The organism is Pseudocolwellia sp. G5-9 (assembly GCF_055808995.1).
Map to the genome: position 1 here is coordinate 1,793,695 of NZ_CM147893.1, position 22,955 is coordinate 1,816,649.

Annotated in this window: 15 protein-coding genes; 10 read left to right on the plus strand and 5 right to left on the minus strand. The window is 35.2% G+C overall.

The annotated features are described in order from the left end of the window. Window positions 1–121: 121 nt before the first annotated feature. From AC0L5Q_RS07735 to AC0L5Q_RS07745, 3 genes are all read right to left on the minus strand, one after another. Window positions 122–1,390, minus strand: coding sequence for a glycerate kinase type-2 family protein (locus tag AC0L5Q_RS07735; protein ID WP_473616842.1), 1,269 nt, complete (start codon window positions 1,388–1,390; stop codon window positions 122–124). 54 nt (window positions 1,391–1,444) lie between these two features. Continuing rightward, complete coding sequence (locus AC0L5Q_RS07740) at window positions 1,445–3,025, minus strand: sodium:solute symporter family protein (RefSeq protein ID WP_473616845.1); 1,581 nt, start codon at window positions 3,023–3,025, stop codon at window positions 1,445–1,447. 169 nt (window positions 3,026–3,194) lie between these two features. Next, window positions 3,195–5,675: a TonB-dependent receptor domain-containing protein gene (locus AC0L5Q_RS07745; protein ID WP_473616848.1), complete on the minus strand. Its 2,481-nt coding sequence runs from the start codon at window positions 5,673–5,675 to the stop codon at window positions 3,195–3,197. Window positions 5,676–5,967: 292 nt separating this feature from the next. Here AC0L5Q_RS07745 and AC0L5Q_RS07750 point away from each other — a divergent pair, with 292 nt between their 5' ends. The 4 genes from AC0L5Q_RS07750 (at window position 5,968) to AC0L5Q_RS07765 (ending at window position 10,770) form a co-directional block, all read left to right on the plus strand. Continuing rightward, window positions 5,968–7,236 (plus strand): MGH1-like glycoside hydrolase domain-containing protein, encoded by a 1,269-nt coding sequence (locus tag AC0L5Q_RS07750; protein WP_473616851.1) that lies wholly within the window; start codon window positions 5,968–5,970, stop codon window positions 7,234–7,236. A gap of 21 nt (window positions 7,237–7,257) precedes the next feature. Beyond that, window positions 7,258–8,250: a carbohydrate kinase family protein gene (locus tag AC0L5Q_RS07755; protein ID WP_473616854.1), complete on the plus strand. Its 993-nt coding sequence runs from the start codon at window positions 7,258–7,260 to the stop codon at window positions 8,248–8,250. A gap of 15 nt (window positions 8,251–8,265) precedes the next feature. After that, a complete protein-coding gene (locus AC0L5Q_RS07760; protein ID WP_473616858.1) occupies window positions 8,266–9,441 on the plus strand; it encodes an AGE family epimerase/isomerase in 1,176 nt (391 codons plus the stop codon). A 171-nt stretch (window positions 9,442–9,612) separates the two neighbouring features. After that, the gene (locus tag AC0L5Q_RS07765; RefSeq protein WP_473616862.1) at window positions 9,613–10,770 is read left to right on the plus strand and encodes an ROK family transcriptional regulator; all 1,158 of its coding nucleotides are present in this window, start codon (window positions 9,613–9,615) and stop codon (window positions 10,768–10,770) included. Between the two features lie 21 nt (window positions 10,771–10,791). Here AC0L5Q_RS07765 and AC0L5Q_RS07770 read toward each other — a convergent pair whose 3' ends face one another. Further along, window positions 10,792–11,622 carry a helix-turn-helix transcriptional regulator gene (locus AC0L5Q_RS07770; RefSeq protein ID WP_473616865.1) on the minus strand — a complete coding sequence of 277 codons (831 nt, stop codon included), beginning with the start codon at window positions 11,620–11,622 and terminating at the stop codon, window positions 10,792–10,794. A gap of 158 nt (window positions 11,623–11,780) precedes the next feature. Between AC0L5Q_RS07770 and AC0L5Q_RS07775 the strand changes: the two genes are divergently transcribed. From AC0L5Q_RS07775 to AC0L5Q_RS07795, 5 genes are all read left to right on the plus strand, one after another. Beyond that, the gene (locus AC0L5Q_RS07775; RefSeq protein WP_473616868.1) at window positions 11,781–12,077 is read left to right on the plus strand and encodes a SemiSWEET transporter; all 297 of its coding nucleotides are present in this window, start codon (window positions 11,781–11,783) and stop codon (window positions 12,075–12,077) included. A 416-nt stretch (window positions 12,078–12,493) separates the two neighbouring features. Next, window positions 12,494–14,200 (plus strand): methyl-accepting chemotaxis protein, encoded by a 1,707-nt coding sequence (locus AC0L5Q_RS07780; RefSeq protein ID WP_473616871.1) that lies wholly within the window; start codon window positions 12,494–12,496, stop codon window positions 14,198–14,200. 393 nt (window positions 14,201–14,593) lie between these two features. Next, a complete protein-coding gene (locus AC0L5Q_RS07785) occupies window positions 14,594–17,353 on the plus strand; it encodes a sensor domain-containing protein (RefSeq protein WP_473616874.1) in 2,760 nt (919 codons plus the stop codon). Between the two features lie 211 nt (window positions 17,354–17,564). Next, on the plus strand, window positions 17,565–20,111 hold the full coding sequence (locus tag AC0L5Q_RS07790; protein ID WP_473616879.1) for a glycoside hydrolase family 2 TIM barrel-domain containing protein: 2,547 nt from the start codon (window positions 17,565–17,567) through the stop codon (window positions 20,109–20,111). Window positions 20,112–20,474: 363 nt separating this feature from the next. Continuing rightward, window positions 20,475–21,638, plus strand: a complete 1,164-nt coding sequence (locus tag AC0L5Q_RS07795; RefSeq protein WP_473616882.1) for a serine hydrolase domain-containing protein — start codon at window positions 20,475–20,477, stop codon at window positions 21,636–21,638. A 17-nt stretch (window positions 21,639–21,655) separates the two neighbouring features. On the opposite strand, the gene AC0L5Q_RS07800 is transcribed toward AC0L5Q_RS07795, so the two are convergent. Further along, window positions 21,656–22,282, minus strand: a complete 627-nt coding sequence (locus AC0L5Q_RS07800) for a LuxR C-terminal-related transcriptional regulator (protein WP_473616885.1) — start codon at window positions 22,280–22,282, stop codon at window positions 21,656–21,658. A gap of 157 nt (window positions 22,283–22,439) precedes the next feature. Here AC0L5Q_RS07800 and AC0L5Q_RS07805 point away from each other — a divergent pair, with 157 nt between their 5' ends. Continuing rightward, the gene (locus AC0L5Q_RS07805; protein ID WP_473616887.1) at window positions 22,440–22,925 is read left to right on the plus strand and encodes a hotdog fold domain-containing protein; all 486 of its coding nucleotides are present in this window, start codon (window positions 22,440–22,442) and stop codon (window positions 22,923–22,925) included. Window positions 22,926–22,955: the final 30 nt, after the last annotated feature.

Below are 22,955 nucleotides of genomic sequence, written 5' to 3' on the forward strand. Positions count from 1 at the left end.
CAGGTTAATTAAATGCTGTTGATCTTTACAATAAAAAAGTAAACAACATTTGGGGCAGTTATGATGATTTAACATAACGCTCCCAAATGTGAGATTTATATTAACAGTAGATAACTAGAAATTACTGCCTAGGCTCAACCATAATAACTCTAAAGTCATTCACATTGGTATGTGTTGGGCCTGTAATAATTAAATCATTCAGCGCTTCAAAAAAATGAAAACTATCATTCTTCATTAAATAATACTCAAGCGACAACCCTTTCTCTTGTGCTCGTTCTAACGTAGCTTCATCAATAAAAGCACCAGCAACATCTTTATTTCCGTCAACGCCGTCTGTATCACACGCTAACGCTGATATTCCTTTAGCACCCTTTAATTCTTTAGCTAACGCAAGCATGTATTGTTGATTAGGTCCGCCATCCCCAGATTCTTTATCTAAAGTAACCGTAAGCTCTCCACCTGAAAAAAACAATGTGGGTTCATTCAACGTTTGCGCTTCTAAAGCGATTTTTGCATGTTCTGCGGCGACTTTATTCGCATCACCCACTTCATCATAATTAAGAACTTTAATTTTCCATTTCGACAAATCAACACTCGCAATCGCTTTATCAATAGACTGTCGAGCATTAGCCATAATAGTAAAATTTTTAATAAGCTCTGGAGATATTGACTGATCAGAAATGCTTTCTTTAGCGGGTTCAGCAAGCAGCGCCTTTTCGACTGAAGCAATAGGCTCCCAATGGTATTTCCTTAATACACTAAGAGCTTGTTCACCTGTAGTAGAATCTTTGACCGTAGGACCCGAAGCTATAGTTGCAGGATCATCGCCTACTACGTCAGAAATAATTAAGGTATAAAACTCGCCTTTAATGGCTTGAGCTAGCTTGCCACCTTTTATTTGAGACAGTTGTTTGCGCACACAATTAATTTCGTCAATAGAAGCTCCAGAGCCTAATAAAAACTTATTTAATTGCATTTTTTCTGCAAAACTAACACCTTCAATAGGTAATGAAAGTAAAGCAGAACCTCCGCCTGAAATTAAAAAAACGACTGGTACATCTTTAGGTACGCTCTGAGCTAAAGCTAAAATTTCTTTACCTGCGTTAATACTCCCTTCATCAGGAATAGGATGACCTGCCGTTAATATTTTAATACGACCAATACTTGAGTTATTGGTATAGCCATGGCGAGTAACAACCGTTCCATAACATTTTTCTCCAAAGAACTCGTGCATAGTATTAGCCATATCCACAGCGGCTTTTCCTGCTCCTATTACACATAAACCGTTACTGGCATCTATATTTTCAAGATGTTTTGGCATACATACCGACGGTAGACTTTCGTTTACTGCGATTTCAAATAAATTTTGTAAGAATTTTTTAGTTTTCATTGTATTACACACATAAAATAAAAAACAAAGGACCTTTCGATCCTCTGTTAAAAGCTAACTAAATAACAGCGGGATTGATAAACAAATAGCGATCATCACAAAAAAGTAAGCCACTAAAATAACGATATCTTTTTTTGTTAAAATAGCAGGAGTATCAGCTAAAGAAGTTAATGATGGGTTATAAGCCATACGCTCTGTTTTATTAAAAAGTAAAATTCCATATGCAACAACACAAGTCACAATTAACCCAACCAAGTTCCACCAAAACCAAAACAATTCAGGCACGCATAACCAGAGGAAAATATTAAATGCTACCCCCGAAAGAAGTCCAATATTAATCTGTAAAGCACATAAACGTTTATCAAAAACAGCCAATAAGAAAATGGCTAAAATAGGTCCATAAAAAACAGAGCCCACTTTATTTATAGCTTCAATCACGGTTGCGGCGATATCACCTGCATACAGAGAAAGTGTTAAAGTAACCACTCCCCATATAATCGACGTATATTTCGCGTATTTCATATACGTTTCATCGTCAGGCTTCTTACCAGAAATACGACAATAATCCTCTACCGTAACCGCTGATAATGAATTAATAGTTGAACTTAATGACGACATTGCCGCAGCTAAAATAGCCACAATTAAAATACCTATCATGCCATGAGGAAGATAGTTAATAATAAACACAGGCATCATCATATCGCTTTTATCTTGCGGTATTAACTCAGCAAAACTTGCATCAGTTAAAGCTAACGTACCAATAATTAAGCCTGAAAAACAATAAAGTAAAGTAACAGGAAAGCGTAAAAAGCCATTCGCCATCATCATTTTTTTAAGTTGGCTGGGATCTTTTGCCGAAAGTGCACGTTGGGTTTGAGTTTGGTCACAACCGTAATAAGAGGCATACAAAACGATACCGCCGAATACCATAGGTAAAAAACCAAAGCCATCACCTTCCACACCATAGGATGAGAAATTAATCGCCTGTAAACGAGATTGATCTACGTTTTCCAATAAACTACTAATACCACCGAGATGACTTAAGCCAAAATAGATACAAGCAACCGTACCTAATACGATAATAATCATTTGAATCGCATCACCATATACAACGGCTTTCATTCCACCCTGAAGTGAATATAACAGAGTGATAACACCTACCAATACAATAGACTGCCATAATGTTATGCCCATAGTAGCAATAAGAATAAGTGACACAGCATAAATCATGATACCGGTAGAAAAAGCACGGCTAAATTGAAAAACAAAACTGATAACCAATCGGGAAGAACGCCCAAACCGTTGCTCTAGATAGTCGTAAATACTAACAACCCCCGAACGATACAAAACGGGTAATACAGTAGATAAAACCAAAATCATAGCTAGTGGAACAGCTAATTCGTAAGACAACCACTGCATTCCACCACCTTCTCGAAGTCCAACAAACGCAGGTGCAGATACAAAACTAATCGCCGAAAGTTGTGTTGCCATTACTGACAACGTTAGAGGCTTCCAGCCTAGTGTTCTACCACCTAAGAAATAATCAGATTTAGTTGATTGTCCCCTAAGTTTGAATCCCATATAAACAAGTAGGAAAAGATAAACAGCAATAATGCCATAATCAAGAATATTCATTGAAGTAACAGCCTTAGCCCAAATTTAGTGATTTAAGCAAGAATAAAATATAGTTATATGCTTTTACGCTGTGTAAATTACATCGGGTATTTTTTACATAACGTATAACTTTATGAAAAAGGCAATACTTTTATTGGTATTGCCTTTTATTGGTATAACTTAATATTGATTAAAAGTCATATCTTGCTGTAATACTAACTCTACGAGGTAACACAGGACGGCCAACGAAGAATTCACCACCATTTACTTGACTATTACCTTGTCGTGGAGACCCTTCAGAAATACCTTCACTATCAAATAAATTCCAAACCCCTAAACCTAAACGGATTTGTTGTTCATTCATAAGCTCCCATGTATAACCTAATTCTAGTGTTGAAATAGTATGACTGTCTAATACAACACTATTACTGTCGTTAGCAAAAGCTTCGCCAAAATAGCTAAATGCTATACGAGCATCAACTGCGCCGTTATTATATGCAAAGCCAATATTACCTGATAAATCTGGCTGTCTACTTGGTTCTTTACCGTCGTTATTTCCTTCTGCAAATTGAGCATCTTGATAAGTTAAGTTACCATCAATAATAAACTCATCAGAAATATTCCATCGAGCAATAACTTCAACACCCGTTGTTTCAGTTGATAGCGTTGTTACTGTTTCAACAATCTCACCATTAAGGCCATTTTCAAACGTAACGCCACGTCGATTATCTAAATTCGCCATAAATATTGATGCATCAATATATAAATCATCAGGAAAATACTTAATACCTAAAGTTGCTAAGGTAATATCTTCACCCTCGTAACTTTGCGGCTCACCATTTTCATTAAATTGAATACTTCTTAATTGCGGGAAGAAATACCCTTTTGAAGCATTACCATAAAGGTTAATGTCATCATCTAATTTATATAAAGCGGCTACTGAAAATGCAGCTTCTGTAGTACTAACTTCACCGTATAAAAACTGCCCATTACCAGTAGTATTAACTTGTAAATTTGGTGCTAAACTTGGGTCATCATTTACAACAACACTTGTACTGCCTTCTGATTTTTGAGTTCCTTCAGAACGTTCAATCCTCATACCCACGTCAAACGCCCAATCATCATTTTCCATTTGATCGGTAATATATAATGCAGTACGGGTATTAGTAAGTTGCTTATTGGTATAACCAATTCCTGGCCCAACAACACCATTTTTAGAATATTGAACTACATTTCCTGCACCATCTGTAAATGATAGATCAACTAAACGAGCATTTTTACCATCACTAAAATCAGCTAAATAACTTGAAGTTATATTATAATCCATTTGTTCAGCATGAATAAAAAACGTACCTATATTTAACGTATGCTCAAACCCACCGCCTTCTAAAGTACCAGTAAGGTTAAATTCAGTACTGAAAAAACTACCATCACGTTGGCGATCTAATAACCTATTACCAAATAATAACGTATCATTAGGTACAGCTTTGCCTGTTTCAGACCATGTATAGCTAGGTGTACCATATAAATCTGTTAAAGATTGTTTAGTACCATCACCATTCACATCAAAACCATGAGCTGCATTATCGGCATAACCTGCTAACGGCTCTGGAGAATTAGCAATACCATCACCATCTAAAAAGAGGTTAAATTGATGGTCATAATCAGCTCCTTTTGCTTTAGCATTTAATGTCCAGCTATCATTTAAGTCTTTTTCAAACTCAATAGCAATTGAGCCACCAATTGTAGAAACACCATTTCTAATAGGTGATTCATAAGTACCATCTGCTGTTGGATAAGATAACTCAGCAGCAGAAACTGTTTGACCTACATAAACGGTACCACCATCATTACCTGTTAACCTTTCTCTGCTCTCTCCATCAAGAGGTAATGGTAAGAAAAACTGTACTTGATCATCGATCATTTGACCTGATATTTTGAAAAAACCATCATCAAATTCTTTAAGAATGTTACCGCGTAATTGATAACCTTTGGTAGGTAAGCCTGAATCTAATGGCCCTTCGTCGTATCTATAATATCCAGACATAGCATAATATAGATTATCTTGGCTTGATAATGGTCCGCTAGTATAAAAATCGGTTCTTAAACGACCATCTTCTGCAATTTCTACTTGAACGGTACTTTCTGGATCATCTGATCCCGTTTTAGAAATATAGTTAATAATACCAACTACAGAGCCAGGTCCAAATAAGTTAGAGACACCACCGCCAACAAATTCAACACGTTCGATACCTATATCTGCACGATAATAAACATCTTGTGCTGAAGATGTTAGTCCAGACTGAAATGTTGGCATACCATCAAAATTTAAAGGTGTAAATTGAAATTGCCCGCCAGAAGGTAAGCCTCGAACAAAAGCGTTAGTTGCAACTTCACCACCACCGCCTTCAACTTTTATTCCCGGAACACTCATTAGCATATCAGCTTGGCTACTAAAACCTTTACGAGCCATATCTTCATTACTAAACCATGTAGTTTTTGCTGGAGTATCAGCTTCAGTACGCTGTACGCTTGAACCTGTTACAAGAATAACTTCAGTATTTTCTGCTGCTTTTTTCTTGTCTGCAGACACTTCTTCTGCAGCCCACGTAAATGTAGATGATGTAGCTAAAGCAACCATAATAACTTTAGATAATATATTTAATTTCATTTCTTACTTCCCCGTATAACATGTTGATATTTAATTGTTTTAAAATTCATGTCCAGTTATTAATAAACAAAATGTTTGCAGTTAACTCAATTTAATATAGTTCATTTCACGATAAATTCTATCTTAGATTTTAGTTAACCTATTTTTTGCTTGTTTACTAATTACTCACTACAGTAAAACATATAGTTTTTTTCATTTCAACCCAAAATAGGTTTTATTTATCTTGATATCGAGTTCGATTTAATGATTTAATACCCATAACGAGTTATTTATATTTAGAGAGAGTATAAAAATGACAGATAAAAATGCATTAATAGAGCAAGCAAAAAATATTTTAAAACGGAACGATGTAGACGGTTACACAGTGCCTACACATGACTTATATCCCTTTCAGTGGAATTGGGATGCCGCTATTACCGCCTTAGGATGGATGAAATTTGATGAAAGCCGTGCATGGCTAGAAATAGAAATGCTATTAAAAGGTCAATGGGATAATGGCATGGTGCCACATATTATTTTTCATAAGCCTGTAGATACCTATTTCCCAGGACCAGATGTTTGGGGGGTTAAAAATGAGATCCCAACAACGGCAATATCACAACCTCCTGTACTTGTTAGTATAGTTAAAATTATGGTTGAGCAAGCAACTGACAAAGCCCTAGCTGAAAGCAAGTTAGCTGAAATGTTACCTAAACTTATTGCCTATCATCAATGGTGGTACAACGACCGAGATCCCGAAAACACAGGCCTTGTTGTGAGCTATCATCCATGGGAATCGGGTATGGATAACAGCCCAGCTTGGGATGAAAGTTTAGCTGCCGTACCTCCGGTAAACTATACCTATAAACGTAAAGATCTCGATCATGTTGATTCAGACGAACGACCTCATGCAGAACAGTATGACCGCTACCTTTACCTTGTTGATTTTTTCAAAGAATCAAACTTTGACAGTGAAATCATTTATAAAAATTGTCCATATAAAGTCAATGACTTAGGTATCATTACAATACTACACAAAGCCACTAAAGATCTTATTTCTCTTTGTAAAAAATCAAACTCAAACGAGCAAGAAGTGACTTGGTTTAATGAGCAATTGGCATTAACAGAAAAAGGGATTAATACCCTTTGGAGCAATGAACATAACAGCTTCTTGAATAAAGATGTTATCACTCAAAAATTATCTCCTGTGTTAACCACCGGAACCATGCTCGTTATTTATGCTGAACTTGCTTCAACCGAACAAATGAATGTTCTGAAGCCTTTATTAAATGACTGGTTAAACGAAACTAAATATTGTATGTCTTCAACCTATGCTAAATGTGAAGCGTTTGAGCCACAAAGATATTGGCGCGGTCCAGTATGGTTACATATTAACTGGATGATCGCATTAGGCGCTGACAGCTATGGCTTAACCGAAGAAAGCGCACAATTAAAAGCAGAATCAGAAGAGCTATTAGTAGAGTTTGGTTACTTCGAATATTTCAATAGTAAAACAGGTGTAGGCTGTGGCGGTGACGATTTTTCGTGGACTGCAGCAATCGCATTACATTGGTTTTTATAAAGTATAAAGAGAGATAGACTAATGAAATCAGTCATTTGTTTTGGTGAAGCCCTTATCGATTTTTTAAATACTAATCGATTTGAAGAAAAGCCTTTATGGTTAAATGAGTTTCGACAATACCCCGGCGGCGCGCCAGCAAATGTTGCTGTAGCCATAGCAAGGTTAGGTGGAACATCTTTATTTGCAGGACAAGTAGGTAAAGACAGTTTCGGTGATTTTTTAGAGCAAGCACTTACTTGTTATCAAGTAGACACTCGATTAATGAGCCGTCACCCCACTGCAAAAACAGCACTTGCGTTTGTTACACTCGATGAAGAAGGTGATAGAAGTTTTACCTTTTTCAGAGAAGCTACAGCTGACTTATTGTTTAAACCTTCTCAAGTAGATGAAAACTGGTTTACTCACTCTTCTATCTTTCATTTTTGTAGTAATACGTTAACCAATGCAGATATTACCGAAACCACACAATTTGCAGTAACTATGGCGAAAACAAAAGGACTAACCATTAGTTTCGATGTTAATTTACGCCATAATTTATGGCTAAATGAATCGGTAAACATTGAACGTGTTAATGCCTTAGCTGAACAGGCTCATGTATTAAAATACTCAAAAGACGAATTAGATTTCCTCGCCCAAGGAAAGCAAAAAGCTTATATCAACAAATTAATCACCCAAGGTGTAATGCTGGTGCTTGTAACTGATGGCCCTGATACCATTCATTACTATAGTAGTACTTGTGCTGGAACGGTTAATCCACCATGTGTAAATGCTGTAGATACTACCGCAGGTGGGGATGCCTTTATTGGCGGCTTTTTATTTGGTTTAAACAAAATTAGCCAAACAAGCTCAACTAAACAACATCTAACTTCAGTAAACTCAATCATTCCTTTAATCAACTTTGCAGCAGCTTGTGGTGCGCATGCCGTTACTAAACCCGGCGCATTCCCAGCACTCCCAATATTTGATGATGTATCTTCAAGTTGGCAATTAAACTCATTCGATAATAAATCGTAAATAAAAAGGCCGAATATGAATTTTTATAGCTCTGAATTTTTAACACAACATAGCCAATCTATTCTTGATTTTTATGACAATAGTGTTGTTGATCAAACTGGCGGTTATTATCAAAATTTTTATGATAATGGCGAAGTTTTTAATGGGGGTTTTCGCCAATTAGTCAGTAGTACACGTATTATTGTTAACTATGCTATGGCAGGAATAGCCTTTAATAAACCAGAATACTTTACGATTGCAAAGCATGGTCTTGATTACCTAGAACAAATACATTGGCAAGAAAAAAGCCAAACCTATGCATGGACTTTAGAAAATCATCAGCCTCTTGATATGACACAACAAGCCTATGGTTACGCATTTGTTTTATTAGCCTATGCCGCTGCTAAAAAAGCCAATATTATAACAACCGATGAGCCATTATTAAAAACTTATCAGTTATTAGAGCAACGCTTTTGGCAACCTGAATTTGGTTTATACGCCGATGAAATTAACATGCATGGAGAGCTGAATGACTATCGTGGCCAAAATGCCAATATGCATTTATGTGAAGCTATGATTGCCGCTTATGAAGCAACCCATAATAATTTATTTTTAGACAGAGCTTTTCTCATTGCTGAAAATATAGCTCAACGTCAAGCAAGTTATACCAATGGTTTAATTTGGGAGCATTATAAAACCGACTTTTCTCCTGATTGGGAATACAACAAAAATGATCCTAAAAACTTATATCGTCCTTGGGGATTTCAGCCAGGTCATCAAACCGAATGGACAAAGCTATTATTAATGCTTAACCGTCACAAACCGACTGCTTGGTTAGTTGACACAGCAAAAGTATTATTCGATAAAGCGATGGATGTTGCATGGGATGAAACTCACGGCGGACTTATTTACGGTTTTGATCCTCAAGGAAATTGGTGCGACGACGACAAATACTTTTGGGTACAAGCAGAAAGCTTTGCCGCTGCCGCCATGTTACATAAAGCAACAGGTGAAGAAATCTATTTAACTCATTACAATAAACTGTGGCAATATAGCTGGGATCACATGATCGATCATACCTATGGCGCATGGTTTAGAGTGTTAACGCGTGATAATAAAAAAATGTCTGATGAAAAAAGTAGCGCTGGTGCAAAATGCGACTACCACACGTTAGGCGCTTGTTTAGAAGTATTAAGAACAATAACACCCTAATGTTAAAAATACTTGTTATCTCAATATGCGTGTTACCTAAAGCACGCATATTAATAATTCAGTAGATAACAATATCTGATTAAACAAAACAAACCACCAAAGGTTTTAACTTATTCTAAAAAAGATGTTTTAATAACTGCCTGTTACATAATATAAATTTTGGTTACTTGAATGCTAGCGTACAATGATAAAGGTTTACTTAGGTCTGGCTTTACTCTAGGCAAAGGAGATAAGCTTTTTCAACATAATGAGCGTGCAATATTAAAGCACGTTTTTTGGAATAAAAATGTCACCCAAAGCCAAATAGCAGAAGTGACTAAAATACCACAACAAACCATGTCTCGTATGGTTAAATCTCTTATTGATCTAGGCGCATTAAATCAAACTGATACCATCAGCTCTTCATCTCGCGGTAAACCAGGTACGAACTTAGAACCTAATCCTAATTACGCATATACCTTTGGTCTTTCTATTTTATTAAATGCAATAGCCATTACCGTGATGAACTTTAAAGGTGAAGTGGTAGGTACACAATTAATAGAAATGGAAGACATGAGTATAAAACACGTATTAAAAAACGTGAGTCTATTAATTGATGAATTATCGTTAAAGTATGAAATTCCGTATGAACGCATATTAGGTATGGGCGTAGGAATATCAGGATTTTTTAGTTCTATGGATGGAAAAATGAACACTCACCATGCATTAGAAGAATGGGCGCAAATTAACATAGCCAAAATAGTAGCAGATACTTTTAACCTACCTACATGGGTAGTGAACGATGGTACAGGCGCTGCTGCAGGAGAAGGTATTGTAGGAAAAGGCAAAGAATATAAAAACTTTGTTTACTTATTTATTTCTTCGGCTTTTGGTGGTGGGTTAATTAACAATCTCGATATACTAAAAGGCACATATGGTAATGCTGGAGAGATAGGTGACATGCTGCCTCCTAAACTCTATAGCCACCCTAACTTAGAACTATTTCGCCGTATTTTACTTAAAAATGGCATTGAGATGCCGTCTATTTATAGCTTAAACGAAACTTACGATCCCCAATGGCCAGGTGTAGATGAATGGATATATAAAGTACAAGACTCGTTTGATCTAGTTGCAACCTGTAGCTCTGCCCTATTAGATACTCAAGCCATTATTATTGGTGGGCATATCCCGAAACAACTCGCTGAAAAAATAATTCCCCGCATTGATGTTTATGCTCAGTTTCGTCGCGGAGAAAAAAGACCGCAACCTAAAATTGTATGTGCCGAAGTTGTTACTAACCCTGTAGCTGTAGGTGCTGCAACACTCCCATTACGTGATTGGTGTTTTTAAGTTAAACAACCCGCATTCGGGTTAAATAAGATCAGTTTTCCTAAATAATCCTGGGGGCAAACCAATTGATTTTTTGAAACGTTTTGAAAAATTAAAAACATCTTTGTAACCCACTTGTTCCGCTATTTGTTCAATTGACCACGTGGTATTTTTTAATAAATACTTTGCCCGCTCCATACGTAAAAAGATCAAATGCTGGATAGGACTCCTCGTAAAATGTTTTTGAAATAGTCGATATAAATGTGGCGATGAGTAATGAATAATCTTCCCCATATCTTCAACAGTCCAATTGAAATGAAGTTTTTTTTCAATATCTCGTATAAGTTGAGCAAGTTTTTGATGATCAGATGCACCTAAAGACTCTGCACATAAGGTTTCGTCTAAATAGTATTCAAGCTGTTTAACTGAAGGCTGTCGTAAAATACTGGAACGTTCGTAATAAATAAAACTTAATATATGAAAAATTTGCCTACCGCTTTCACACAATGCGACCGAAGGTCTATTCTCACATAACGTTCTCCAATGTAAGCAATCGTTTAAATCAAACCATACCATCGAAAAACTTTCACACTGTAACTCTATTAAAAAAGGTTTATGAGCAGGAAGCGTAACTAAATGGCCTTTATCAATGGTTTGTTGACCTTTTTCAGTGTGTAGCTCTAATGAACCATCAACAACATAAAAGATGGTATGGCACATAGGATCTGCCCTACCCACACAATACTTACCTGATAAAAATGAAACGCCACACAACTTAATTTCAAGCTTGTCTAACTCAGGCACTTTATTACACTCAACAAAGCGTTCATTGCATTCTGGGCCAATTTCTAATACATCTAACCATTCGGCCATACATGCTCCTTTTTCGAACAATGATAGTTTTGGATAAATATAAGATAGATTCCCCCATAAAACAATAATCCATTACATATTAAAATAGCATCAGTAGTTAGTTAACCCACTAACAAGTTTTTACTTAGTAAGATATATTTTTATTTGAGGAGTCACTTATGACCAACATTGAAATCTTAGGATTTACATCAGCATTTTTAACAACATTTTCTTTTCTTCCTCAAGCAATACAAGTGATAAAAACACGTGATACTGCATCGTTGTCTTTAGCTATGTATAGTATTTTTACGGTAGGTGTTGGTTTTTGGTTAGTATATGGAATAATTAAAGAAGACAGTGCCATGATAGTTGCTAACATGATCACTTTTATTTTATCTTCTATAATATTATCAATAAAAGTATATAACGATTTACAGGTTAAACGTCATACAGAGCCCTTGACTGAATCTATATAATGATCACAGATTAAGGTAATAACCTTATGTTTATTACCTTAATTAACCCCTTCTAACCATACTATTCATTTTCTATTCATCACGTACAAGTCACAAAACTAAAAAACTCCCCCACTAAATTTAAGTTATTCATTTTTTGTGCAAATTAAAAAATAGATACTATAGTTTTTAATAATTAGGAATAAATAACCTAACGCGGTTTAAAATTTTTTAATAAATTGAAATACGTAATATTCTTTCAACTGATGATCTAACTTGATAATTTTTCTTACTTCAAAAAAATTTCGCGTCCGTAGCGGGTCTATTGCAAATAAATTTAACGATGAAGTTAGCAAAATAGTTACTAGAAAACATTTATTAAACCGAGCTGAGATTTAATAGTACTAACCTTCTACTATAGTTAATAAGGAATTTACATGACGATAAAGACTCGCCTAATGGCAATACTTATTGCCATTATCATCTTACTACTTGGCGGCATTGCTGCGGAAAACATAGCAAGCCACAAAAATACAATTCAAACAAAAAGTAGTACAACTCGTTACCTTTCCTATCTACTTGCCGATGAGTTTCGTCAAACATCAATGGATCTTACGAGACTTTGCCGTACTTTCGTCGCAACCGGTAACAATGAATACTGGGAAGCTTACTGGGATATTGTTAAATGGCGAAATGGTGATATTGAAAGACCTGAATATGTGGATGTAAATTTATACCGAGGAAAAAAGAAAAAACAAAGTGACATCATGAAAGAATTAAACTTTTCTCGTGCTGAATTCGCCTTACTAGACGAAGCAAGTAAAAATTCCAATGGATTAATAGAAACAGAAACACAAGCAATGGAATCAATAAAGGCAGGTAAAATTGTAACAGGCCCATTTAAAGCTTTACCTAACGAAACTGTTAACGATTTTGCATTACGTATCGTTTTTAACAAAGCCTATCATCAAGAAGTAAATAATATAATGGCACCTGTCGATAAGTTTTTCTCTAATCTTGATCATCGAACTTCAACTGAATTGAAAAATTCTCAACAGGAAGCTGCTTTTTGGCTAAATATCAGCTTAAGCATTCGAATACTTATCGCGCTTCTAGTGATCGCATTAATGTTTTTTATCATTCAAACATTATTCAAGCCTCTAAAACACGCTACTTCTGCTATGTTAAATATTGGCGAAGGTGATGGTGATTTAAGTAAACGTTTAGATGAAAGTGGTAAAGATGAACTATCTTCTTTGGCTCGTGGTTTCAATTTATTCGCTAACCATATTCAACAAGTTGTAATAGAACTACGCGACGCTATTAATGATATTTCAGCATCTTCCTCTCAATTAAGTTCTACGGTAACTCAAACTGACCAAGCAATTTCAGAGCAAAAAAATGGTATCGAAAAATTATTAAAATCTCTAGAAGACATATTACCTGCCGTTCAAGAAATTGCGACAAATGCCTCTCAAGGTGTTGAGTTAGCAAAAGAATCCAATCACGCTGCAGCAGAAGGATTAAAAGTTGTTGATCAGGCTATCAATAATATTAACTTGTTAGATACCGATATAGAGAATGCCTCCGATGTAATAGACACATTAGCAACCGACACAGATAACATTGGCTCGGTATTAGATGTTATACGAGGCATTGCAGACCAAACTAATTTATTGGCATTAAACGCCGCGATTGAAGCGGCAAGAGCTGGTGAACAAGGCCGAGGATTTGCCGTTGTCGCTGATGAAGTTCGTACCTTAGCCCAAAGAACCCAAGACTCTACATCTGAAATTCAATCAATGATTGAAAAGCTACAGGTAGGCGCTAAACAAGCCGTTGAAGTGATGTTAGAAAGTAAAAACCGCACCGCAGCCTGCGTCAGTAATACAAGAGATACTGGCGATTCACTAGGAAAAATAACAGAGTCTGTCGCATCTATAATGCATATCAATACGCAAATAGCTTCTGCTACTGAAAAGCAGAACAACACAATAGATGAAATAAAAAGTAATGTAGACAATATTAACCAACATATTGAACAAACAGCTCAAGGCTCAAGAGAAACCGCAAATAATAGTCAATATACGAGTCAATTATCTGGAAAAATCAAAATACTCGTTGATCAATTTAAAACGTCATAAGCTACAAAACTTAAGCTTTGTCCATATCACTTCGAACTGTTTGAAGTGATATGGAGTATCAATAAAGATTGAATCACCTAAAGCAACTTATAAAAATATCTCCACCCTATAATATTCAACGAAAATCAAAAAAACTTCCTTTCAAAAGTGGCAAAAATTTCAAATGTAACTAAGACTTAGAGTAATACGCATATCAATCACGAAGTGCTTAACAAAAAATTAAAAACAATGAAGTAATAGCAGCTAAATTAAGGTCTGCAGATCTATTTGATACAAAATAAAACTGCCAACTACAACGTACATGAACTTATTCCCCTAAAGATAAGTTTATTAGCAAATAGCTATAACTCCTTCACGGTAGAATTAGAATTAGGAATGAAAAAGGTTAGTTATTTGAAATCACGCCAACAGTCTATTAAAAGCAACATTCAAAGCGTGGTGTTAAGAGCATTAATGCTCTGTTTACTATTAGTTTTTATTGCCGTTTTAACTGTTGAGTACCTCAATACAGACACCATCTTTCGCCAAAACATTAAAAACATATCATCTTTAGTCGCCAAGTATAGCGCTCCTACTTTGATCTTTGATGATGAACAAGAAGCAAACAATACTTTAAAAATTTTAGAAATAGACGATAGAATAATAAAAGCTCAAATCAATAAAAAAAATGGACAAACATTAGCTGAAAAAACTTTTTTACCTAAAAAAAACTTACGTAGTGCCTATGTTGTAAACGTAGATATTATAGAAGACGAAGTAAAATTAGGCGTACTAACATTGTGGGTTGACTTATCTGCTCAGCAATTCAATCTCATCAAAATATTTTTTATTTTACTTTTATTAAGCTTATTAAGTTTATTTATTGCGTTTATTCTTAGTAAACAACTCCCCTCACCAATTACACTCGCTATTTCAAGTGTTGTTAATATTTTTAAAGAAATCCGAAAAACACAAAATTTCGGTCGACGAGTTGAAAGTTCCAATATATCGGAAATGAATACCATTATTGATGGTTTAAATGCCATGTTAGAACAACTTAATAGTAGAGATTATCAACTCCAACGACATAAAGAAAAATTAGAAATAGCGTTAAAAAGTAGTGGCGAAGGTATTTGGGAATTTGATCCTAGATTAAAAATAATCACCAGCGATCACACAACTCAACTCATTATAAAAAATACTGAAAACAACACCTTTACCGATAAAAAATCAACACATTACGAACACCATTACATTACATGGTTAAAGCGTTTTTATCGAGAAGATAGAGCAGCCATTTACAACAATATTAAAAATTTACTGCAAGGAAGTATCAGCGGATTTAAAATTGAATGTCGAATAAAGCTTACCGAAAACTCTTTTCATTGGGTTAATATTCATGGCTTATTATCTTATGATCAAACAGGTTATCCCGCGAGTATAATAGGTACTATTGTTGATGTGCACGAACAAAGAAAAGCACTACAAGAAAGCCAACTACTCTCTGCTATATTTCAACAAACGCAAGATCCTGTTGTTGTTATAAATTCAAATTTTATTATTCAAGCAGCTAATAATGCTTTTAGTAAACACACACATATTAAACCTCAAGGACAACACCTAGAGCAATTTTTCGATAAAAAATATCACGACAGATACTTTTTTGATCGTATCAAAAATTCAATATTAAAAAAGCAGACTTGGGAAGGAGAGCTGCGCTTTCTAACAGCTAACAAGGAAGAACGACCTATATGGCTATCTCTTGTTCCTGTCAGTAAAGGTGAAAATATCAATTATTTAGGAACTTTTTCAAAATTAACTCAACGTCAAAGTATAGAAGATGAATTACGCTATTTAGCCCACTACGACAGTTTAACCGACCTGCCTAATAGGCGTATGTTTAACGACCGCCTAAATCAATGTTTAAAAGCATCTAAACGAAACAAATATAATTTCGCCATTGTTTTTATCGACGTAGATGACTTTAAAAATATTAATGATACTTTAGGTCATAAAGTGGGTGACGAAATATTAATTGCTTTCGCTAAAGCCTTAAAAATTCCCTTACGAAATGTTGATACCGTGTCACGCCTAGGTGGAGACGAGTTCGTTGTTTTATTAGAACAATGCGGACTTAGAGAGCAAGTTGCAGCGGTAACCGAACGACTATTAGATGAAATATCAAAACCACTTTTACTGCAAGGCCATAAACTTAACCCTACATCAAGTATTGGTGTCGCATACTATCCTGACGACGGACGTACTGCTGAAGAGCTCATGATAAATGCTGATTTAGCCATGTATAGAGCTAAAAAAGATAAAAAGTTACCTTATCGTTTTTTCAAAAAAGAATGGGGAAAAATTGCAGAAAGACAATCAAAGCTCCGTTACGCCCTTGCAACAGCCATTGAGCACAATGAGCTATTTATTACATTACAGCCCAAGTTTGATCTGCAAACACTACAAATAGAATCTGCAGAAGCACTGCTGCGTTGGGTACACCCTGAATATGGTTTTATATCACCAGTAGAATTTATTCCGTTAGCTGAAGATAGTGGTTTTATTGAAGAGATTGGTAACTGGGTCTTACATCAAGTAGCGGCTATTTTAGAACGTTGGAAAGAAACAAATCTATCTCACATCAGTATTGCTGTTAATGTTTCAGCAGTTCAGTTTGATGAAGACAAGCTCCTTAAAGAATTAAAAATATTAATAAATTGTTATGATTTCCCTATCGACAAGTTAGAACTAGAATTAACTGAATCTATCTTATTAAAATCTGAATCTAAAGCCACTGAAATACTTAATCAGATTAAAAATATGGGTTTTGTTATATCTATTGATGATTTTGGAACAGGTTATTCATCCCTTCAATATTTAAGTAAGTTCCCTGTGCAAGCACTGAAAATAGATCGTAGCTTTATAATTAATTTTGAAAATGATCCAAGAAATAACACCATAGTTAAAGCCATTATAGCTATGGCTCAAGGGCTTGAAATGAAAGTAATCGCTGAAGGCGTAGAAAACCTGAACCAATTGCAGCTGTTGGCCAAAATGGGAGCCAATATCGGCCAAGGCTATTGGTGTTCAGAGCCTATAAAAATAGTTAAATTTGAAGTATTTGTTCAAGAATGGAGTATAAAAATACTCGATAAAAATTTAAAGACTAATTAAGGAATACAACCTTACCTGTGCATTTATTTTCCCTGTTCTAACAATTTTAATACCCGTTACCACAAATAATAGCTGTTTTAGCTATTATTTTTTAGCAACATTGTATGAGCAAAATCGTGATATATTTTATATTTAAAGTAACATATTTACAAATAAACAGGTGTTATAGTGAATATAGATTATTTGACAATAAAAAATAACAAGGTCTTACATGATCCCAAAAACACATAGAACGCTATCAACACTGTTCATATTGTTCTTATACAGTATATCTATGCTGGCTCAGGCAAAATCAATTGAAGACTTCAACTTCAATTGGAAGTTTACCCTAGAAAAACAACAAGCTGCCCACCAATACACTTTTGATGACAGCACATGGTTCCCCGTCAGATTACCACACGATTGGGCTGTTGCATTACCCTACACTAATGAAAATGCAGCAGCGAGTACAGGCTTTAAAGCAGGTGGAATTGGCTGGTATCGTAAAACATTCAACTTACCTAAATCAGACAAAAATAAAAAAATATGGGTTGAGTTTGATGGTATTTATAACAACTCGGCTATTTGGCTTAATGGTCACTATATTGGTGGCAGACCTTATGGCTATTCCAGTTTTCAAGTAAATTTATCCCAATACGCCAACTACGGTGACAAAGCTAACGTTATCACTGTAAAAGTGGATCGTACCGCATATGCAGATTCACGATGGTACACTGGGTCAGGTATATACAGAAATGTACGTCTAGTTAAAACCGAGCCTGTATATATACCACAGTGGGGTATGCAAGTTACAACCCCTGAGGTTTCCTCGAAAACAGCAAAAGTAAGCATAAATACCCAGATTATTGCCAATAAATATCAAGGCGAACATGCTAAATTAAAAATTGAGTTATTCGACCAAAAAGGTAAAAAAGTTGCTCAAGATAAAGAGTCGTTTGATCTAAGTCATGAGAATAAAATCACTCAAACTCTTACAGTAAAAAAACCTCAATTATGGTCGTTAGAAACACCTCATCTTTACACAGCGAAAGCTACTGTTTATGTTGATGGCGACAAAACAGAAGCAGATATAACTACCTTTGGTATTAGAACCATCAAGTTTGATAGCAATAAAGGGTTTTTCTTAAATGGTGTTAACACAAAACTTAAAGGTGTTAACTTACATCACGATGCTGGTGCAGTAGGTGCGGCTGTTCATAAATCTATTTGGCGTTCTCGATTAGAAAAACTGAAAAGTATTGGTGTAAATGCTTTACGATTATCACATAACCCTCATAACCCAGGGTTACTTGAATTAGCTGATGAAATGGGATTTTTAGTGAACGCTGAAGCCTTTGATGATTGGGATAGAGCTAAAGAAAAAAGCAAAGTGCATGTTGGCGATAATAAAGCGAAAGGAGATTCTGTAATATCATACAGCAAACATTTTAATGAATGGGCTGAACGTGATTTAAAAGATCTTGTTCGTCGAGATTTTAACCATCCGTCTATCATAATGTGGAGTATAGGAAACGAAGTAGAATGGACTTATCCTTATTATAGAAAATCAGCATCTTATGAAGAAGACGGTACAACATATTTTACAGACGCTGCTGACTTTAACCCTTCGCGTATAAAGAAAAAAATTAAGAAATACAACCCTGACAAAATTGACAATTTACCTATCATTGCAAAAATGCTGTCTGGTTTTGTTAAAGAAATAGATACAACCCGTCCAATTACCGCAGGACTAGTTCTTCCATCAGTTGGCTTTGCAACAGGTTATGCCGACGCTTTAGACTTAGTTGGCTTTAATTACCGCGCACCTTCTTATGAAGCGGCTCATAAAATGTATCCCAATAAAGTTATTTATGGATCTGAAAATTGGGGGACATTATCAGAATGGCTGAATGTAAAAGATAAAGATTATATGTCTGGTATTTTTATATGGACAGGTTTTGCTTACAAAGGTGAAGCTGGTCCCTTACCTAAAATGGGATTAGAAATATCTCTGTTTGATTATGTAGGCAATAAAACACCCAGAGGACATTTTTTCGAAACTTTATGGGGTAATAAACCCAAAATATTTTTAGGTACTACATCGGCTAAAGAGTCTGAATTTTCTTATTCAAACGATAATGGATGGATATTTACAAAACGTAAAATACCTGAACATTTATGGCAAGGACTTCGTCGTTGGGAGTGGTTTGATATTTATGAAATGTGGAAGTACAAAACAAATGAAAACATTGTTGTACAAAGTTATACCAATACAGAATCAGCCGAATTATTTTTAAACGGAAAGTCTCTTGGCCGTAAACAACTTAAAGACTTTGATGATCAAATTATAAAATGGATGGTGCCCTATCAAGCAGGCGAGCTAAAAGTTGTTGGGTATAACAGCGGTAAAGCAGTAACTCAAAGTATTTTAAATACTCATGGTAAACTTGCTTCCATTGAACTTAATGCTGAAAAACAAAGCTTAACTGCAGATCAATACGATACAACCTATATTCATGCTACTTTGTTAGATAAAAACGGCAACCTATTGTCTGATGCCGAAATTGACATAAAGTTTACAGTTGAAGGCAACGCTAAAATAGCAGCTGTAGATAACGGATGGGAAAATAATATTCAAGATGTATTAACTGATCATGTTATTACCCATAAAGGCAAAGCGGCACTATTGTTACAAGCACAAGATAAAGCAAGCCAAGTAAAAGTGTATGCAACAGCTAACGGCGTAAAATCTAAGCCTATTTTGATTAACCTAAACTAGGCTTAATTAAGGTCTGTTGACCTTTCATGTTTAAATTTTGTTCGGATTAAAGGCTTGTTAGTCGCGGCGCAAGGGAACTAGCATAATTGTTCTATGTAAATTCCTTGCAACAATGAACAAGAAGCATTTAAACGACCTCATAGGACAGAAAAATCAACAAACCTTAATTTCCTTCAAGATAAAAGTAAAACGATAAAAAACCTACTTTAGCAGAGTTAAAGTAGGTTTTTTAATTACATACCTTAGGAAAGTATAAAGAATATTCGTTAAACCCTGTAAAATAATATAAACTCCTTCCCTTATTTTTAATCGCCTCTGTTTATGTATCGAGTAAATTAGCGTTTACTTGCAAGGTTTACTGTTATGCTTTTTCGTATTATCTTTATTTTTTATTGCCTTATCTTTATCCCTTTATCTTACGGGAAAGATTTTACTGAAGTTAGAAAAAAGTTTTCAAAAACAGTCGCCAGCGAATTAAAAAAACATAACATTCCTGGTGCCGCCTATGTCATTATTCAAAACAATAAAGTCGTTGCGTTAGAAACCTTTGGTTATACAGATAAAAGTAAATCAAAAAAAATAAACGCCGATACAGTTTTTAGATTAGCATCAGTTTCAAAACCTTTTGCAGCAACAATTACCACCATGCTAGCGCAAGAAAAGCGCTTAAACTTATCAGATCCTATTACCCAATATATTCCTAACTTTGTACTTGCTAAAAAAAACGCATCTAAAAAAATTCAAATTAAACACCTATTAAGTCATTCAAGTGGTTTAATGCCTAACGCTTACGACAACTTATTACATGAAAACTGGAATATGCAAAAAATCATAGGCAGATTTGATCGCGTAAGCCCTATTTGCCAACCTGGAATATGCTACGGATATCAAAATATTGCCTACGGTTTTTTACAGTTTGCTATAGAAAATAGTCAACCTAAAAGCTACGCAACGCTATTACAAGAACGTATATTTACCCCTTTAAAAATGGATAATGCTTCAGTAGGTATTGATAACTTTTTAAACAATAAAAATATAGCAAAACCACACGTACTTATTAGAAGTAAAAGAACCGGTAAAAAAGATAAAAACGGAAGATACATCAAGCAAAACGTATGGCATCCCGTAAAAGTACAACCTGACTATTACAAAGTTGCGCCAGCAGCCGGAGTTAACGCTAGCATCACAGATTTAGCTAAATGGTTAAATGCTAATATGGGTAATAATCCTGATATTTTATCACCCAACTTACTTAACGAATTAACAACACCCAGAATAAAAACCAAAAAAGATTTAAGACGTAGATACTGGAAAGAAAGCCTTAAAGATGCCTATTACGGCTATGGATGGCGTATTTACCAATTAGACAAAAGCTCCATAATTTACCATTCTGGCTGGGTACAAGGCTATCGCGCAGATATTGGCTACTCGCCTGAACTTGGGATAGGTTTTGCTATGCTAATGAATGCAGAATCTAACTTAATCAATAAGTTGTCTCACGATTTTTGGAAAGCAGTTCAGCAGTAAAACAACGACCTTTTGACTTAACTCGGCTCAACAACAGACATTAAAGCAAGGTTACGTCCTTCAAGATCTTCGAAAAACACCATCCACTCTTCAGATCCATCATCATGTTTATGGATCATATGGGGTGCATTAACAAATTTAACTCCTAGCGTGGTTAATGTTTCGTATGAAAAATGTATATCAGAAACCCTGAGGTACAAAATTGATTCAACGGTATTAACGTCTTCACTCTCAGACAGCATTAATCGAACGCCCCCTAAATCAAAAAAAGCTAATTTTCCAAAGGTATACAAATGAGCTAGCCCTAAAACATCACGATACCAAGCCTCTGATTTTTTAATGTTTTTAACGGTTCTGGCCGTTTGCCCTAAAGCTAAAATACTATGTTGGTTATTCATATTTTCTCCTTGGATTATCAGTAAACTCTCTTTAGGTACTCCCACCCAACACATTAAAGCTTTACGGTTTTTTAAACCTAATTTAGCTATTGCATTTGCAACGTGATATTTCACTCCGTCTAAACTAATCTTTTCAAGATCAGCAATTTGCTGATTGGTTAAGCCATGGCGAACAGCATTAGCTGTTCGCCATTCAGCAAGAGTGAGAATATCTTTATGTGGCGGTCGACCGCGTAATTTTTTCATATGAATAGATTAGCTTATTAAAAGTTTATTTACCCTCCCCTTTTTTAACCTTTTTATTCCTATAAATAACACAGAGTAATAACACTAACATTGACATATTCATATTATTGAAACAAACTCATTAGACCAGTTGTTTTTTATTTAGGAATAAAGATAAATGTCGTATAAACCTTCCAAAAGTCTCATGCTAAAATTGTGGAAAATATTCGGTGGTTTCACTATAGGACGGTGGATTGTAGGTAAGGCTTTATGCTTTACAGCTCCTTATTTTGGTACGATTAAACCTAAGTTAATTATTGTAAAACCGGGTCATGTAGAACTTACCATTAAAAAACGTAGGGCTGTTTATAATCATTTAAAATCAGTTCATGCCATTGCCATGTGTAATGCTGCTGAACTTTCTGCAGGTGTTTGTATAGACATATCTTTAAGCGATGATCTACGCTGGATACCTATTGGTATGACGGTTCAATACTTGAAAATTGCCAAAACAGACTTACGCATAATTTGTAAAATAGATAGGTTTGATTGGGAGAAAGCCGAAGATGTCGTGCTACCTGTTGATGTTTATGATACGGAACACAACAAGGTTTTTCATGCTGATATTACTATGCGAATTTCACCAAAACCATCACAACCATAAATGAAAAAGGTAATAACATTCTCTGCTATT